20 protein-coding genes and 1 pseudogene are annotated in these 15,217 nt (G+C 42.5%); 6 read left to right on the plus strand and 15 right to left on the minus strand.

What is annotated here, in order from left to right:
- Nucleotides 1-147: 147 nt before the first annotated feature.
- The 3 genes and pseudogenes from RQP50_RS27380 (at nt 148) to RQP50_RS27385 (ending at nt 3,654) form a co-directional block, all read left to right on the plus strand.
- Complete coding sequence (locus tag RQP50_RS27380) at nt 148-576, plus strand: hypothetical protein (protein ID WP_315747317.1); 429 nt, start codon at nt 148-150, stop codon at nt 574-576.
- Nucleotides 577-1,600: 1,024 nt separating this feature from the next.
- Complete coding sequence (locus tag RQP50_RS29420; RefSeq protein WP_394358444.1) at nt 1,601-1,909, plus strand: tyrosine-type recombinase/integrase; 309 nt, start codon at nt 1,601-1,603, stop codon at nt 1,907-1,909.
- Nucleotides 1,910-2,792: 883 nt separating this feature from the next.
- Nucleotides 2,793-3,654 (plus strand): annotated as a pseudogene (locus RQP50_RS27385) (ATP-dependent DNA ligase).
- Between the two features lie 82 nt (nt 3,655-3,736).
- Here RQP50_RS27385 and RQP50_RS27390 read toward each other — a convergent pair.
- Nucleotides 3,737-4,306, minus strand: coding sequence for a hypothetical protein (locus RQP50_RS27390; RefSeq protein ID WP_315747318.1), 570 nt, complete (start codon nt 4,304-4,306; stop codon nt 3,737-3,739).
- Nucleotides 4,307-4,570: 264 nt separating this feature from the next.
- On the opposite strand from RQP50_RS27390, the gene RQP50_RS27395 reads away from it, so the two are divergent.
- Complete coding sequence (locus tag RQP50_RS27395; RefSeq protein WP_315747319.1) at nt 4,571-4,753, plus strand: hypothetical protein; 183 nt, start codon at nt 4,571-4,573, stop codon at nt 4,751-4,753.
- A 16-nt stretch (nt 4,754-4,769) separates the two neighbouring features.
- Nucleotides 4,770-5,381 carry a hypothetical protein gene (locus RQP50_RS27400; protein WP_315747320.1) on the plus strand — a complete coding sequence of 204 codons (612 nt, stop codon included), beginning with the start codon at nt 4,770-4,772 and terminating at the stop codon, nt 5,379-5,381.
- Between the two features lie 61 nt (nt 5,382-5,442).
- Here RQP50_RS27400 and RQP50_RS27405 read toward each other — a convergent pair whose 3' ends face one another.
- Both RQP50_RS27405 and RQP50_RS27410 read right to left on the minus strand, forming a co-directional pair.
- A complete protein-coding gene (locus RQP50_RS27405) occupies nt 5,443-5,982 on the minus strand; it encodes a pyruvate kinase (RefSeq protein WP_315747321.1) in 540 nt (179 codons plus the stop codon).
- Nucleotides 5,983-6,061: 79 nt separating this feature from the next.
- Nucleotides 6,062-6,838: a hypothetical protein gene (locus RQP50_RS27410; RefSeq protein WP_315747322.1), complete on the minus strand. Its 777-nt coding sequence runs from the start codon at nt 6,836-6,838 to the stop codon at nt 6,062-6,064.
- Between the two features lie 648 nt (nt 6,839-7,486).
- On the opposite strand from RQP50_RS27410, the gene RQP50_RS27415 reads away from it, so the two are divergent.
- Nucleotides 7,487-7,930 (plus strand): hypothetical protein, encoded by a 444-nt coding sequence (locus RQP50_RS27415; protein ID WP_315747323.1) that lies wholly within the window; start codon nt 7,487-7,489, stop codon nt 7,928-7,930.
- Nucleotides 7,931-8,085: 155 nt separating this feature from the next.
- Here RQP50_RS27415 and RQP50_RS27420 read toward each other — a convergent pair whose 3' ends face one another.
- The 12 genes from RQP50_RS27420 to RQP50_RS27475 form a co-directional block, all read right to left on the minus strand.
- Nucleotides 8,086-8,757 carry a hypothetical protein gene (locus RQP50_RS27420; RefSeq protein ID WP_315747324.1) on the minus strand — a complete coding sequence of 224 codons (672 nt, stop codon included), beginning with the start codon at nt 8,755-8,757 and terminating at the stop codon, nt 8,086-8,088.
- A complete protein-coding gene (locus RQP50_RS27425) occupies nt 8,754-9,446 on the minus strand; it encodes an N-acetylmuramoyl-L-alanine amidase (protein WP_315747325.1) in 693 nt (230 codons plus the stop codon). Before RQP50_RS27425 ends, RQP50_RS27420 begins: the two co-directional genes overlap by 4 nt.
- The gene (locus RQP50_RS27430; RefSeq protein WP_315747326.1) at nt 9,430-9,906 is read right to left on the minus strand and encodes a phage holin family protein; all 477 of its coding nucleotides are present in this window, start codon (nt 9,904-9,906) and stop codon (nt 9,430-9,432) included. Before RQP50_RS27430 ends, RQP50_RS27425 begins: the two co-directional genes overlap by 17 nt.
- A gap of 87 nt (nt 9,907-9,993) precedes the next feature.
- A complete protein-coding gene (locus RQP50_RS27435) occupies nt 9,994-10,095 on the minus strand; it encodes a CD1375 family protein (protein ID WP_315747327.1) in 102 nt (33 codons plus the stop codon).
- Nucleotides 10,088-10,390 carry a hypothetical protein gene (locus tag RQP50_RS27440; protein ID WP_315747328.1) on the minus strand — a complete coding sequence of 101 codons (303 nt, stop codon included), beginning with the start codon at nt 10,388-10,390 and terminating at the stop codon, nt 10,088-10,090. Before RQP50_RS27440 ends, RQP50_RS27435 begins: the two co-directional genes overlap by 8 nt.
- Nucleotides 10,391-10,402: 12 nt before the next feature.
- Nucleotides 10,403-11,788, minus strand: a complete 1,386-nt coding sequence (locus tag RQP50_RS27445; protein WP_315747329.1) for a pyocin knob domain-containing protein — start codon at nt 11,786-11,788, stop codon at nt 10,403-10,405.
- Nucleotides 11,781-12,089, minus strand: coding sequence for a hypothetical protein (locus RQP50_RS27450; RefSeq protein ID WP_315747330.1), 309 nt, complete (start codon nt 12,087-12,089; stop codon nt 11,781-11,783). The genes RQP50_RS27445 and RQP50_RS27450 overlap by 8 nt, the downstream gene beginning before the upstream one ends.
- Nucleotides 12,090-12,102: 13 nt before the next feature.
- Nucleotides 12,103-12,639 carry a putative phage tail protein gene (locus tag RQP50_RS27455; protein WP_315747331.1) on the minus strand — a complete coding sequence of 179 codons (537 nt, stop codon included), beginning with the start codon at nt 12,637-12,639 and terminating at the stop codon, nt 12,103-12,105.
- Entirely contained in the window at nt 12,636-13,460 is an 825-nt protein-coding gene (locus RQP50_RS27460) for a baseplate J/gp47 family protein (protein WP_315747332.1), read from the minus strand. The genes RQP50_RS27455 and RQP50_RS27460 overlap by 4 nt, the downstream gene beginning before the upstream one ends.
- Nucleotides 13,457-13,891, minus strand: coding sequence for a DUF2634 domain-containing protein (locus RQP50_RS27465; protein WP_315747333.1), 435 nt, complete (start codon nt 13,889-13,891; stop codon nt 13,457-13,459). The genes RQP50_RS27460 and RQP50_RS27465 overlap by 4 nt, the downstream gene beginning before the upstream one ends.
- Nucleotides 13,884-14,237, minus strand: coding sequence for a DUF2577 family protein (locus tag RQP50_RS27470; protein WP_315747334.1), 354 nt, complete (start codon nt 14,235-14,237; stop codon nt 13,884-13,886). The genes RQP50_RS27465 and RQP50_RS27470 overlap by 8 nt, the downstream gene beginning before the upstream one ends.
- A gap of 2 nt (nt 14,238-14,239) precedes the next feature.
- A complete protein-coding gene (locus RQP50_RS27475; RefSeq protein ID WP_315747335.1) occupies nt 14,240-15,217 on the minus strand; it encodes an XkdQ/YqbQ family protein in 978 nt (325 codons plus the stop codon).

Genomic DNA, 15,217 nt, shown 5'->3' on the forward strand with positions numbered 1-15,217 from the left:
AAGATGTACCTAATTAGTGTGTACAAGTAAAGCCTCGAATAGTTCGGGTCTTTGTCACAGATAGGACTCATCTACAGCACAAGCTAATGGTTATATGTGGTATATTGGAAATGTATAACATTAATATACATTTCCAAGGAGGTTACTATGAAAAAATCGTTAGTCATCATTTCAACAGTGCTAATGTTATCAACATTTACTGGATTCGCTTCTGCTGCGCCTGACTCAACTAGAATTGCACCAACTCAATCAGAAACCTCAACAGATTCAAGAGAAATTTCACTTTTTGATGTTAGTCACGTTGGGTCCCATTCCTTCCAGAGCTCATTTCATGCAAACATCCATGCCGGAAAGAGCTTAGACGTTCATGTTAAGAATGACGGCCCAGGAACAGTGTACATGACGTTAGTACGCGATGGAAAAACCTATGCGGTAGACATTCCAATATCTTCAGGACAACAAAAAACAGAAACAATTAAAGTCTTTGGTGGCTTTATCTCTGAAAAATGGAAAGTATTCATTAATAATAAAGACGGTCATAATATGGACATCCAAGTTAAGGCAAAACAATACTAGAAGCATTTAAGCAAATGATCATAATAAAGCCTCGGACTAACCCGGGGCTTTACTTCTTTGGTGCCGGCCTCATATTGCCGCCAGACAAACTACTCCAAAATGGGTTAAAGTAACATTCCCTGTCAAACCAAAAAATTATCTTAGATCTTTCATTACCTCTCTTTGCATATATCTCTCTCCTCTTATCTTTAAACAGCATTATCCATGTTATGTTACAACACCACTATCCTGCCCGACAGTTCAACAAAAGGACGCTCCCCATTCTTTGCTTGGGTTACAATCACAAACTAAAGAACGTACGCAGGTAGCATGTATTGCTTAAAAAGAAGCCATGGCTTAATCTAAGCACTAAGATAATACTTTGGTGCTTATGACATTTTCGTTTTCGGAAGGCATGATGCTCGGGATGTGTTTATCCTCGCGTTGCTCACATACCGGAATAAACGAAAATATTTTATATCTTATCGTGCAGCATATCACATCCATCAATTATCACTACAAATAAGCAAAATTGATTCAAGACAAATAGAATGAATATCTCTCAATCTTATTGTCTGCATTTTGGTGATCAATAGCATCCACTTCACATCCGCTATATCGACACCTGAGCCAGCAAAATAGAAGCTAATTCCCATCGACATTATGAAGAAGCTTGATCCACCACGTTTGGCCAAAAAGGAACTCTCACGTGGACGCTGGGGCAGTGTCAGACATTTCTTAAGGCAGCATCTGTGAGTCGCTTCTACACGGCCTATTTAACGACCATAAACACAGGAATTCGGCGTGGTGAGGTTCTAGGTGTCCAGGTGAGCGATTTCTCTTATGAAGGCAAATACATCGACGTTACGCAGTCACTCACGTATCATAAAGAATTCGTCTTCATTGTTCAGGCACCAAAAACAAAGAAGTCCGAAAGGTACACACCTATCATAGATAGGTATACTTGAAAAGCTGAAAGAGAAGATCGATCAGAGTCATATATATCAACGCACAAAATAACGAAGTATATCAGCAACAATGGGGTTTGATTAATTGCCACTCAGACGGTGAGCCAATACGTCCATCTCAATTACGACATGATTATGAAAAGATAGTAAAAAAGAGCGGACTGCCATACATTCGATTCCATGACTTGCGGCATTCATTTGCAACTAACTTGTGGGAGCTTGGTTTCGATCTTAAAGACATTCAAGAAATGTTGGGTCATTCTAGTGTAGCCATAACCGGAGACATCTATACTCACATGAGAGATGAAAAGAAAAAGAACCTCATGGCGAAATATTCTGAGGCTATAAACTCGATGAATAAAAGCAATGATCCTGTGGATATGTAGCTTTCCGTTAACAAGTCCGTTAACAAAAACAAGGAGCCTTACGCCCCTTACTATCTATAAACAGCAAAAAACCCTTGTCCGACAAGGGTTTAATGATATGGTGCGCGTAGAGGGACTTGAACCCCCACGCCAAAGGCGCTAGATCCTAAGTCTAGGGGATCTGTTTCACTCGTTTCGCCTAAGTATTGATATATAAGGATTTATTGGTTATCCACAGGGTTTTGTTCGTCTCTGTTTTAACCTGTTCGTTAGCAAGTCCGTTAGCATGGTTAGCAACTCATCACATTAGCTAAATCGTGTTTCTTCCTATATAATGTGTTCAAAAAGTATATGCAAAAATTGTATCTAATTAATGTTAACAAGTAAAGCCCCGAACTAATTCGTGGCTTTACTTGTTTGGTTCTGGCCGCATGATATCGTAGACAGGTTTATTGCACTTTAGGCAGGTATACACCCCTCCCACCCAACGACCGCGCATTGCAGCCATACAGTTACAAAGATATAGCGACTTCCCTTTCTTTACAGGAATCGGTTTACTCCGTAATTCCTCTCTCCAATCCTTCATGCTGTTCTCCCCTTCACAGGTCGCCAGGATAAGATACGTTCGATTATAAACGGCCTCCATGCCTTAGCCTTCATGCAGGTTGCATGAATAACTCCGTCCCGAATGCTACGGACAACAATATGGCGCTGTGTAATTTCACCACGTCTATCTTCATAAATGATTTCGATATCCCGACCAATGTAATGTTCCAGATGCAATGTCATCACCTCATAAGAACGTTTGTTCTCATTATATGCGAATGTGCGTTCGTTATTCAATAGAAAAACTTACTACAACAATTAAAGAACATAATTGTTACAATTGATCCGGGGTGATCAAATGTTTATTTCTCCAATGCTTCTAGAAACAAGCGAAAAAGCATTTAATGATGATCGTTTTATCTTTGAACCTAAGTTTGACGGCCACCGTCTCATTTATTCATTTACGAATGGAGTTACCCGTTTATATACAAGACACAACAACGAATGCACTAAGCAGTACCCCGAATTGCTAGCATCGGGTATTGAAGATGAAACCATATTAGACGGTGAAGTGGTTGTGTTCGATCCTGCGACTGGCGCCGTTGATTTCGAGGCGGTAATGACCAGATTCCAAGCTGGACGAGCAGACAGCATTAAAAGACTAACCGAGCAGCTGCCGGTTACGTTTGTGGTGTTCGATATCCTTAAATATAGAGGAAAAGACTTGCGCGGCCTTCCATTATATAAGCGCAAAGAAATATTATCTTCTGTATCTTTCAATAATAGTCGTATCATAAAGACGCCTTACATTTGAAGGTGCTGGCATGGCATTGTTCGAGGGCATATGTTCAAAGGACATGGAGGGCATCGTTTGTAAGCGAAAAGACAGCTTATACGTTAGTAGGCGTTCAGAATCATGGCAAAAAGTAATCAACTGGACATACGTAGATGTTTGGTTGACCGGATACAGGAAAGAGGAATTTGGATGGCTTGCGGCTGTGGACAGTGGAAACGGCAAATTGCGGCCTGCTGGTATTATCGAACTTAGCGTGAAGCCGATTCATAAGAAAGCTTTTTACGGGGTCAAAGATTCAATAGTTACTAATGAAGATAAAAATAACGTATATATCCGGCCAGTACTTCGTGCGAAGGTAAAGACACGAAACTGGACTAAAGCTGGGTTACTTCGGAGCCCAGTTTTTGTGGACTTCGCTGTATAAGCCGTGGGATTTATTCCCCGGCTTTTTTTATACAAAAATAACCTGCCACTATGACAGGTTACTCTTTTTTAGAATCTATCATTTAATATGATGCTCGGAAAGCTATATAATCACCAAACCACAAATGAGTTATATTGCCCTGTAAATTAGAGAGTGCACGATATCGTATATATTCTTCGTGATGGGCTTTGTTTGCATCTTCATCTAATCCAAGGGTATCATTACTACCTAATACACTTCCCTTACGTACATCATAAATATAATCTATTTCTTTTATAATATCTTTTTCAGTTTTATCAAGATGAGTTGCTTTATCTCCATAATAGTCCTTGAATTTATCTATAGGATCTCCAACCTTTATACCTGTTGGATATAGCTCATAGTAATTTTGCGTTTCTCCTGCCAAGTATACATAAGAGACCTTATTATCACGATATTTTATAGTTAAGCCATTGTCGTATTCAAAACTATTAGGTCCACCGAACCCTTCACCTGCTACCCTTTCAGCCTCAATGCGTGACATCCCATAGCATATTTTTTCTTCTCCGCCCTGTTTTTTTATGCACATGTCTTGAAGTGAAAATTTTGCGGATGAACCACATCCAGTAAGTATTAACATTCCACCAAGTAGTAATAAAGCTATCTTTTTCATGTCTGGCCACCTCCATGGTATATGTTACCACCGTATCCACAATTAGCTCAAGACTTTTGCCGCATACAATTTATTACTACTAAATTCCTAGATAATAAATTTTGATACAAAAAACAACCTGCAACTATGACCTTTCAACTATGCTTTATCGCCAATATAACGTTAATCACGGTACTAATATACCAAATTCTATAGTTTTCAGCCCCCTACTTTTGTTATATCATAGGAATCAAAATAGAAAATTGTCCCAAAATGGAGGTTCACATGAAGGAGCAAAATGATGTCACTTTAAAATATAATTCTCTAGTATGCCTAAGGTTATCTAACGGAGAAGTTATTAAAGGACACGTTGAAGATTCCGGAGATGACAATCGAATTAAAATACGAAATAAAGAAGGTGTACAGTGGATTCCTTATGAAGAAATAACATCAATAATATCAATATGATAGGGAGGTATGATGCTTGATGTATTGGATGAAATATGTAATACCACTTCCGTTCATACTACCTGTTGTAGTCGAATGGTATCTATACTGTAAAATGCGTAAAACTGTATTAGAACCAATTAAAGAACACATCACAGGCAATAAAACAGGAGCAAGAGGGCAAATAGTTAATTTACATGGTTCTTATAGTAAATGTTCTGATAGAGAGGTATTAATACAAAATCACCTATTGGATCGCTATACTGATGCACCAACATTCGTGGATAAAATTGTAGATCTCTTTGCTAAATTAATGATGCCATTGATGACATTTATGCTCCTCATTGCAATGAATTGGATGGTAAACGTCTTTCAATCAGTTAATGCCAAAATTGACAAGGAGCAGTTAGATGCATTCAAAGAGAATGTAAACAACTTTCAGGAAAGTATGAATGAATTTTATAATGCACCAATCTTATTTATCTTCATTGTAATAGCGTCCTTAATATTTTGTTCAATCATGTCGCACTCAATACAATATATACAAAATAGTTTTCTCAAATCACATAAAGATATGGTTAATAGAATTATAATGGAAAGAGGAATTGAAAAGTCCTCACTCGGTGAAACTAATAAGCAATCAGCGTAATACCAAGATACATAAAAAAGAGCAGTATGATTTTTTCCTCAACTGCTCTTTTTTATGTATCTTAAAATGTTGATTCTCCTTGTGTGTACCCGAAATACTTTAACACATTCCCCTCTCTGTACCGCTCATGAGCCTTTTCCAACAAGAAATCATCTTCAAGATCAATATATCCTGTTAAATATAGAGCTTTTAAATAGTCTTCAAATTCCTCATTCCCCAAGACCATGCTTTCCTTTTTTATTCCACCAAATATGTTTGTTTCAAGAGCCAGCAAAAACGATGTTCCTTGCGTAGTTCCCCCTGACATATAAATGTTGTCGTCAGAATTAATAAGCAGGTTGATTTCTTCTGAACTCAAATATTCTGAAGGATTAAGCTTTTCAAGCTGATTAAATCCTCTTTCATCACGAAATGTATAAGCTTTAACAATAGACTCATAATGAGCATATGGATCTTTCTTTAATCCTTCAAACTGATCTAAATCGACATCTTCAGCAAAATATTTTGTCTTCAATCGTGTATCAATGTCACTCAGTGTAAATGGGTTAGGAATGCTTAATAACGAGAATTTTTCATATAAAGTTAAGATGTCTGGCCGCAATTGTCTGTCCCCTTTTTAAATGAATTTACTTGAGTAGGTACTAGAGGTTTTTTTAGTATTAGCTATACCTTATCACAGACTACGGTTTAATACCCGGTCGGCCGTATGCACCAAAGAAAATATGACCTGTTACTCGGTTTGAATCAGCTCCGCCATGATAATGATCATAGTACAACTGATCGCTTCTACCATTTGGTGAAAAGTGATTTTCCTTTTGGGAAATCCTCCCTTGTCCAAGTCTAAAGGCGAGTCCCTTTGCATCTTTTTCAGTTGCTGCCCATACATCATTACGTATACTTTGTAATAAATATGCTTCTGCTTCACCCTCAGTTAGCGGCTTTCCAAGTAACAATGGCGCTCTGTATCCATTCTGAAGACGCGCAACAAAAAATTTTGGTTTGTCATTATTTCGGCTATTAGTTAATTCTCGGTACATATCGTTAACTGAAGCCCATGATTCATTAGCCTCATAGATTAACATACCTGTAACAGCAAGAGCTCCTAACCATTTAAGTAATTCAGCCGCTCCCATACCGACCCACGGTAGTGCAGGAACAAAGCCCTGAGGTTCGTAATGCTCTTTCACAAAAGGTTCTTCTACTACAGGTTCTTTCACTACAGGTTCTTCTACTATAGGCTCTTCTACTACAGGTTCCTCTACTACAGGTTCCTCTACTACAGGTTCCTCTACTACAGGTTCTTCTACTACAGGTTCTTCTATCTGGTATTGTTCAGCGGATTGGCTCATTTGCAAATGTGCTTCATTAGCTGCAAACACACTTGCTGACGAGGTAAAGAACAAAACAAATGCTAGTACAAAAGAAGTGGCTCTAATAAGTGCTTTAAACTTTTTCATTGTTTTCCCCCATTATCCCTCTAGTACCCACTCAATAAATTCCTTGTAAACGTTTTTATTACCAAGTTTACATTGACCATATTATACAATTTAACCCTATTAATCAAGGAAGTAGATTCCATATTTTTCTTTACAGGAAATTCCACAATCAAGTATAGCGCCAAAAGATAAAACGATTTATTGCTCCAATGGTCAATAAAAAACATATAGAGCTCTTTTATTTGGTTGGAGCTCTATATGTTCTCCACTTTATTTTGAAATGGTAACCTTCCTTTCTTTCCCCACCCATCCAATCACTCTTCCGCCAGCTGCCTCAACTACTTCACGTGCTGACGCAACGGCTTCTCCACCAGAACGAGCTGACAACGCCCGCCATCATTTAAGCATCCGTACTGCCTCCAACGTAAACCTCATGTGGTTACTCTTTTTCCTTATAAGAACGTTTATTTCCGCTGTATATGATCATTCGTTCTGTTTCAAGGCATTGTTATTTCGCGATTAATTGCCAAAAAACTCTGTTAATCATGTAGTTCCCCTAATTATTCTCTCTATTTTCCATTATTCAACAGACAAAAGATTGCCTATATGTTAATATAGGGTTAACATTTAGATTTATCTAAATGATCCACATAATAGGAGGTTAATCAAATGAAAAAAGTATCTCTTGCATCTTTGATTCTGCTCCTCTGCTTTAGTGTTTTTGTAACGGCTGTTTCAGCAGCGTCTGGTGCTGATTCAGGATTTCAATCTGTGAATAACGGTCACACTGCAAGGGTTTATACCGATTCAACCTATTATGGAGTTAGTGATAACTGGATTAATGTTACAGTCGAGAAATCAACATCTGCTGCATTCAGCTATGAGATTTGTTTCATGAATTCAACGCAAATGACATGTCCTGTAAAAACAGGAGATATGACATCTTCCTCAAAGACCCACAAGATTGATAAATCTAGTTTATATAGTATCCTTCCATCACATTCTCAAGGTTCCTTTACGGTAATGTTAAAAGTCTTTAAAAAGGGAGATTATTGGACTTGGTATGGTGACATCATGACGAAAAATACTTTTACTGCAGTCAGACCAGTTTAATTTGATTTGGATGATGTCCCAGTAGACTAAACGATTTGGGGCGAAGGATGTAATAGTGTATCCAAGCTTAAGAGAAAATACAGGTAATAAAGTATATTAAAAAGAGTCGTATGGGGAGGAATCCCATACGACTCTTTTTCGCGTGGTAAGCACTATCACATAATTGAGATAATGGAATGAACCGTTCGACCATCACCTCGAAGACTAACTGAGTCGTAGCGGAGTTGTGACGACCCACTTCCATCCAGGAAGATACCATCCGTAAGCGTGCCGCTGCCGATCTTTTGCTTTATGGCCGTCCGGAATTCCGAAGCGGTGCATGGCGTGTTTGTGACTACCATCCACAGACTTAGGCCGGATCCATATACAAGACCAGTACGGTACACCTTCCCTGACATATTTGGCATGTTCTGCAGGCGAGCGATTCGTTCCCATCCAGACTCATTCTGCAACGACATAGATATGCCGCCCTGCGCCCAGTACCGGCTCCTGTCGGATACCTTCAACTCATCGGCCGATTTGACTACCTGCACGGAATATCGGCGTGCAGCAGCATCCCATACAAGAGTGCCGCGGGCATATTTAGCATTGTGCCAGCCACTGCCATAATCTCCGCATTTGCCCTTCACAGGAACGTCGTTTTGGACTGCTATCGACAATAACGCTCCACTTGCAAAATCGAAAAAACCGCCATTTACGGCGGTCATTTTCTGGTTGCATACACTTGTCCGGCTTGTCCGGAGGACTACGTCATTAGGGCTACACTTTAGGGTATGAAGCACAATGCCGCTTGACGCTGTGCATTTTGCATATGCCGCTTTGCTCACTCCCTCGCCCCCTTAGTAAGGGTTACTATCTTCTGCGCCTGGTTCCACCCCACCTGGAGTCCGCAGGCTTCTGCAATGGAGCGAACAGGGGCATATGTGACGCCGTTGACTAGGATGCCATCTTTCACCTGTCGTCCGTCCACCTCGATTGTAACCACGTTTTTTGACGACTCCGGTGCTGGCTGCTGCGGCTTGTCCTGGCTGATCATCTCCCGATCAATCATGTTCAAGAATTGACTCCATTTTGGCAAGATTCGACTAGGGCAGTTCTTTTTCGTCCAGTGACCATGAGGCACTACCCGTTGAAGCGTCAGACCATGCCGTTTCAAAAGCTTCGCTACAAGCCAAGCGGCGTTCTTCCATGCAGCCTCTTCGTTCATGCCATCGTACATGCAAACTTCGATACCGATGCTCGTTGAGTTACCAGGACCATTGCCGTCTGTGCAATGCCAACCCTGCTCGTTGTCGCGCAGATGCTGGTAAACCTCATTATCATCCACCGTGTAGTGCCATGAAGCTTGGCGGCCACCGCTGCCGTTCAACACATAGCGAGAATGTGATTCAGCAGTCGCATCCGGCTTTGTGTTATCGGTGTTGTGTATCGTGATATACTGCGGATGCTCCATAGGTTTTTCTGGCTTGTTCGGACGTCCGTCCGGAAGAAGCCGTTGTTTAATTTCGATTGTCATGATTATCTACTTCCTTTCCCTTCTCATTCAATTGCTCAAGAAATGCAACTAACTTCGGCGGTAAGTCCACGCCGTAAACTCCCAAGTTTTCAACGACAGATAGCCCCTCACGCCCGGCATAAAAGAATATCGCGATGGTTCGGAATAGGAGTGAACCAGGTTGGATCCAAGAATCGATGAGAGCGGCCAGACCAATCACGAACAGAATCGTAATTTTTCGAATACCACCCCAGAACATAACCTCGCTGTTCAATGTTTTTGTTTTAATAGCGCCAAGAACACCGGTAACGTAATCAGCGGCCATAAGTGCAAGTAAAAAAATCAGAGGCTTATCCCAACCACCTAACAAAGATCCGAGTGTTCCGATAAATGCAGTGCCTGCCCCCAAGGAAGCCTCTTTTGCATTAGCTCCTGCAGCGGCAGTCCATACTGTAAGTCCTAACTCTTTAAAACGATCCATACTTATCCCCCTTTAGGTGAAATATAAATAACCCCCGACATTAGCCGAGGGCATAAAAATAGCGCTGACCGTCTATCCGGTAGCGCCTTAAACTTCAAGCATATTTTGTACAGCATCCCGCCATGTGAGCGGTACTTGCTCAATGCTTCGTAATCCAAGCCTGATAAGATCACAATAAATCTTAGCCATTCTCCTTTGCACCTCCTGCAACCAACTCGGCAAGCTCGGCTAAAGCTAGTTTCAATTCGGTATTCTCCTTTTGCAGCTCATGAACACGACTTTCAATGGTATCCGGTCTTTCATAATCGTAGTAGAGCCGAACTTTTCCGACGTCCACCTTGAGCACTGGAACCATTCCAGGAATGGCATCCGGAGTCGGAAATACGCCTTCGATCTCAATTCCTGGTTTTGTTTTCTGTTCCGGTGTTGGGTTAAAGAACAGATACTCAACTTGATTGTTTGCTTCTTTATAAATAGCGTACATTCGATTCACTCCTTATGAATAGGTGATTAGTCCTCCTGCTCTGCTTACAACAGTGTGCCCAGTTCCAAAAATATATGTTCCGAAAGACAATCCCTTATCTGGATTCAAATCTGCTGCTTTGTTGTTATAAGTCCCATGCAGCTTATTAGCATCACCATCATAAAACGAGCATCTCGCGTTATTAGCAACCGTATCGATAGAAAAACTAAAGAGATACATTCTAGATCCTCTAAAACTGCCAGCTACCACGCATTCATGTCCGTATCCATCCCGAACAACAAATTCCATCTGGGTACCGTCATAATAATTGCTCTGCTCGTACATCGCTGTGCTATAGTCCGAATCTGCGAAGAAGGTCACTTTTGTCGTACCGGGTGGCATATCGAAGAAATTATGTCTATCCGAATATTTGTTAGGAGCCACTTCGCGTTCAGTGTTGATATAGGCCGTTTTAATTACGGCGGCTTGCCTTACTTTAGCAATCAACGTCCCCCAATCCTCATTAACCGACGCGGCTATCCCCTTGGCGTTAAGCGCGTCGACAAGCGCTTGCTTGTTATTAACGCCAGATTGCTTTACCTGATCGAGTTCCCAAAGGACATTACGACCATTCAGATGTACAGCTCCAGCAGAAGCGTTTAACCAAATGTTAGTTTTGGCATTTACCACTGTGTCACCATGGTCTGACACAACCGCTATGTTATTAGGTGCGTTTGGGTCACCCGCTCCAACATAACCTTTTCTTTGATCGCCCACTAAGAATTGTTGGTATACATGAGTGCTGCCGATCAAATTTGCTGCTGGGCCGTCTGATCTAATATCTAGCCATTTACTGAGTCTTAGCACACCGTCAGAATCAAGCTTGGAGGTCGCTCGCCAAGGTTCCCATCCTCTCCCCGTTGAATCCTCTGCTTTGGAACGTGTAAAGGTGACATTATTTAAAACGCAAGTATACGACTGAACCACATAGGCGGTTGTCCCTAGCGTCTCTACACGCAAGATCCCCCAACTGAACCCGCCATCACTCGAAGGTGCATTGGTGTACTCAGATAGGCTCCCCACGAAAAACAGCCCCGGTTCTCGGTACGTATTAAAATCCTTGCTTGTATTTGTCTTAATGCTTACGCTATTTTTTTGGAATGTGTCCAAGTCCGCCTTTTTCGCAGCTCCGATTGATTCTGGCGTTAATGACTGAGAGATGTTCTCTATAGAGTCATGAGCAGCTTGAATACCATCTTCCATGTGGTTTAACCGAGAAGATGTAATACGTGTACCTTCCTGCACTAGTTCCCATAAAGGGCGTCCTGTTTGAGGATCCACTTTCTGTTTTCCCGTGCTATCCAGAATGGGCTTGGATAAGTCAGGGATTTCATCTTTCCACTCCTGTTTTTTATACATTCACCTTCACCTCCAACTCAAAACTTATCAAGAAGCCTTTGTTGCTCTTTGATATTTTCATGGATTGACTTACTAACTCATTTCCGTCCTTATCGTTTAAGGAAGCTCCAAGAATCGTTTTTCCTATAGCATCAGAATCTTGCACAAAAACATATTTTCGTACAGTTTGACCGGATATGCTCGTGTTATGAATGGGATAACGCTCCATTTTCCCATCAACATTAACAATGGCATGGTCAAATTTATCACTCATATCCTTAATGATGTGATCTATTAAAGCTGGTTTAATGGTTACCCCCAAGTTCTATCCCTCCTCACACCATAGGAATTTCAAGTCCACATATAGGAAAGTCGAAAGTAAAATAATTAGCCTGGCCACTTACAACGATCGTTTCTATTTCTGTTTGAACGGACGTAGTCGCTTTACGCACATGCACAGGACGGATATATTCAAAATCCTGATAGAACTTCTTCAAGTCGATGGGTTTATCCGCTGAAAAATCAAAGCGAATCTCTTTTTCCAAGAAATCCTCTTCGACTCGAATTAATTTACCGTACTGTGAGCCGAGCGCTCGTAACACTGGGAGTTTGAACGGCTTATTGGCAAGCTTTTTCTTGAGAATAGCTTCTCTCCGCTGAACATCGGTTCCTGATTGCATGGCTTGGAAGAAGATCCACTCCCAAACGGATAACGCCCATGTCGCTCGCTGCAGCATGAACTGATTGCCTAGATCCTCGACTGTCGCTTCACGACCGTCCATCTCCTCTTCCATAACTGAAAAATGACGGTCGGCCATATCAATTTCGTACCAATATGGAGGCAGCACCTGCCGGTATTTCAATGGTATCATGATAGAATCACCTCTACCTGGAGGACTGATGTCGTAGGGACATCGACATCCTTCTCATCTCCGTTAAGCTTGAAATCGAAATAGTTTTCGACTCCTGGTCCAAGGAGCAACGCTGCAATGTAGTTGTATACTAACAATGTTCGACCATCCGCATAATCGATAACGCGCTTCCGGATCTGCTCTGCTAACTTCGTGAGATCTTCGATCGTGGCCAGGCGTGCTTCGATCCGTAACGTAAATACTGGTGCTGGATGAACTTCTAGGTCATGGCCGGCAATCCGCTTTTCCTCCCACATCAAGGCTTTTACCTTGGCCGCAAAGTCCGGCGTGATTGGTTGCCCGACCAGATCTGTCAGATACAAGTCAATGGAGTTGTCATGGCGCTCCTTCTCCCTCGCAATTGCGCCACCGACGCCCTCAGTTTCTTTCGCCCACGTTTCGTAATCCTTCCGTCGTCCGCTCCCCTCCTCTGCAAAAGCCTGCTCAAGCATCCGTATACGGAGAGCGTCGTCATCTTCACCAGCTTTTCTGGCCACACCGTTTGCCCAAGCATGTGCATCCAGAAATTCTGAATCAGCCCATATCGGGAATGCTTGTATGAATCCATATGTCCATAGTTCCTGCTGTTCTGCGATTTCTTGAGCAATCGGGTACCAAAGATCATAGAAGTACTCGCCCTCATCCGTCGGTGGCGGCGGCAGCCCCCGATCCTTTGCCATGTCAATCGCTCGATTCACCCACCGACGATAGATTTCGTCCGGGGTTTCCTCCAGGATAGGCATTGGCGGAAGCTTCGGTAAATCGGTCAATTTGATGCTCATAACATTTCCTCCAATACCGTGGTTCCGGCCAATCCGGTCAATTTAACTCGAAGGTGCAAATCCTGACCCTCTCGAGTCATAGACAGTACCTCTGCTTGCTGAATTTCGACATGTGCGGTAAGTGCCTCTTCAATGTCCCGCTGGATCTCTACATCTTCCCATCCAGGCCATTCGGATCGCTGAACGCCAATATCCTCACCATAAACGACATATCGGAACCGCTCTGTATTAAGGATTTTCATGGCGGTCTGAATCAGGTATTCCTCATAGGTTCTAGTCTTCCGCGGCAGCCCCTCATCGGTCAGGACAGCACATCGATTGCGGTAGTCAATCATGTATGTCCACTTCGTCTCCGACGATACCGTCTCTGTCAGCTCCACTTCGGAAATGTCGGAAAAATCCATCTCAGGAAATAGTGTTTCTTCATCCACCGCTGCTCACATCCTTTCCATGAACGTAATAGCGTTGCCCCGTTAGTCGGGACACAATGACACGATCGCCTGACTTCAGAGGACTAGGAATGACGATGCTGCCGGTCAAGGTTGTTCCTGCTACTTCCTTCGGCCCCGTTTCAACCTCGATTTTTACTTTCTCGATACGGCGTTCTAATAGATAATCCGCAAATACAAGCTTGCCAGCCTCGTAAGGCACTTCATCGCCGTCAACCTGCACCTTCGGATTTCCTGGCCATGCCAACAAAGTCCCCCGCTCTACATCGCGCGCATCGATGTGATCCGTTGTCTTCTGGCGCATCAGTTTCAAGGCCTCGCTCAGCACGATCATTCCCTCCTTTCCAGTTCCATCTTGACCACATACATACCGTTTTTCACGCTTGTTTGGGCACTCTCCACAATCCATTTAGATACATGGTCCGTTTTTAACATTACAAGCCATCCAGCCCGCAACTTCGCAAGCGAATGGTCTTCATGCCTTACGGTTATTTTTTTGAGTTGCTTTGGCTTCGATAGGCTTTTCAGACGCTGCTCTGCCACCGTGGCCGGCTTCTCGTTTTCGCCTACCTCTATTATTTCCTCCATGCGTCCAAGACTTTTAATAGCACCAGCGTCACTCTTTGTCGTTGCAGATGCTATCAATTCGTCCTTCCACTTCTGAGCCGTTACGACCGTATATGTATCCTCGATCGTATATCCAGCAGAGCTAGATTCTATTTGTTCGGGCACAAAAATAGGTACGCGGGTATTTGTTCCCTCCCTGCGTACCTCCAAATAGAAACTCTGATCAGTTCGAACCACATCTACATAATAGTGATAGCCGGTACGTTCATATGCTTTCTGCAACACATCCAATATCACATCTGAGTGTGACATTGTGCCATAACGTTCATCAAGGTTAAATCCGAGCTTGGGACAGCGAAAATCGACCCCAGTCGTCTTTATATACCGTTGTAACTCGGCACCCGCCTCCCCTTTCAGATACGGACGGGACCCCTTATTCTTCGTCAGGTACCACCCAACGTCCCGAGCATCAATCTCCCAATCGTTCGTAAACTCATCCACCTCATACCGAATGATCGGGCCATGGAAAAACTGGTTTGCTGCATTCAATTTCAGCTCCGATCCTTGCTGTGCAAAGCACATCAACATACCCGCCACTTTAAGCCCAGCTGCATCTCGGAGTCGAACATTCATGCTCCGACAGATTTCATCGCGGTACGAACTCCACGAAAGCTCAGTTATCGCGTCTGTAAGGATTTGACGAGCCTTCTCCTTTCCATACAAAACCGCGATGCCCTTCAT

Origin of the sequence: Paenibacillus suaedae (assembly GCF_032337355.1) — a bacterium.
Classification (GTDB): Bacteria; Bacillota; Bacilli; order Paenibacillales; family Paenibacillaceae; genus Paenibacillus_B; species Paenibacillus_B suaedae.

What these genes read in the sequence shown, in the direction of transcription:
- RQP50_RS27380 (WP_315747317.1), top strand. Translation starts at nt 148, where the DNA reads ATGAAAAAATCGTTAGTCATCATTTCAACAGTGCTAATGTTATCAACA.
- RQP50_RS27390 (WP_315747318.1), bottom strand. Translation starts at nt 4,306, where the DNA reads ATGAAAAAGATAGCTTTATTACTACTTGGTGGAATGTTAATACTTACT.
- RQP50_RS27395 (WP_315747319.1), top strand. Translation starts at nt 4,571, where the DNA reads ATGAAGGAGCAAAATGATGTCACTTTAAAATATAATTCTCTAGTATGC.
- RQP50_RS27410 (WP_315747322.1), bottom strand. Translation starts at nt 6,838, where the DNA reads ATGAAAAAGTTTAAAGCACTTATTAGAGCCACTTCTTTTGTACTAGCA.
- RQP50_RS27415 (WP_315747323.1), top strand. Translation starts at nt 7,487, where the DNA reads ATGAAAAAAGTATCTCTTGCATCTTTGATTCTGCTCCTCTGCTTTAGT.
- RQP50_RS27425 (WP_315747325.1), bottom strand. Translation starts at nt 9,446, where the DNA reads ATGACAATCGAAATTAAACAACGGCTTCTTCCGGACGGACGTCCGAAC.
- RQP50_RS27430 (WP_315747326.1), bottom strand. Translation starts at nt 9,906, where the DNA reads ATGGATCGTTTTAAAGAGTTAGGACTTACAGTATGGACTGCCGCTGCA.
- RQP50_RS27435 (WP_315747327.1), bottom strand. Translation starts at nt 10,095, where the DNA reads ATGGCTAAGATTTATTGTGATCTTATCAGGCTTGGATTACGAAGCATT.
- RQP50_RS27440 (WP_315747328.1), bottom strand. Translation starts at nt 10,390, where the DNA reads ATGTACGCTATTTATAAAGAAGCAAACAATCAAGTTGAGTATCTGTTC.
- RQP50_RS27445 (WP_315747329.1), bottom strand. Translation starts at nt 11,788, where the DNA reads ATGTATAAAAAACAGGAGTGGAAAGATGAAATCCCTGACTTATCCAAG.
- RQP50_RS27455 (WP_315747331.1), bottom strand. Translation starts at nt 12,639, where the DNA reads ATGATACCATTGAAATACCGGCAGGTGCTGCCTCCATATTGGTACGAA.
- RQP50_RS27460 (WP_315747332.1), bottom strand. Translation starts at nt 13,460, where the DNA reads ATGAGCATCAAATTGACCGATTTACCGAAGCTTCCGCCAATGCCTATC.
- RQP50_RS27475 (WP_315747335.1), bottom strand. Translation starts at nt 15,217, where the DNA reads ATGAAGGGCATCGCGGTTTTGTATGGAAAGGAGAAGGCTCGTCAAATC.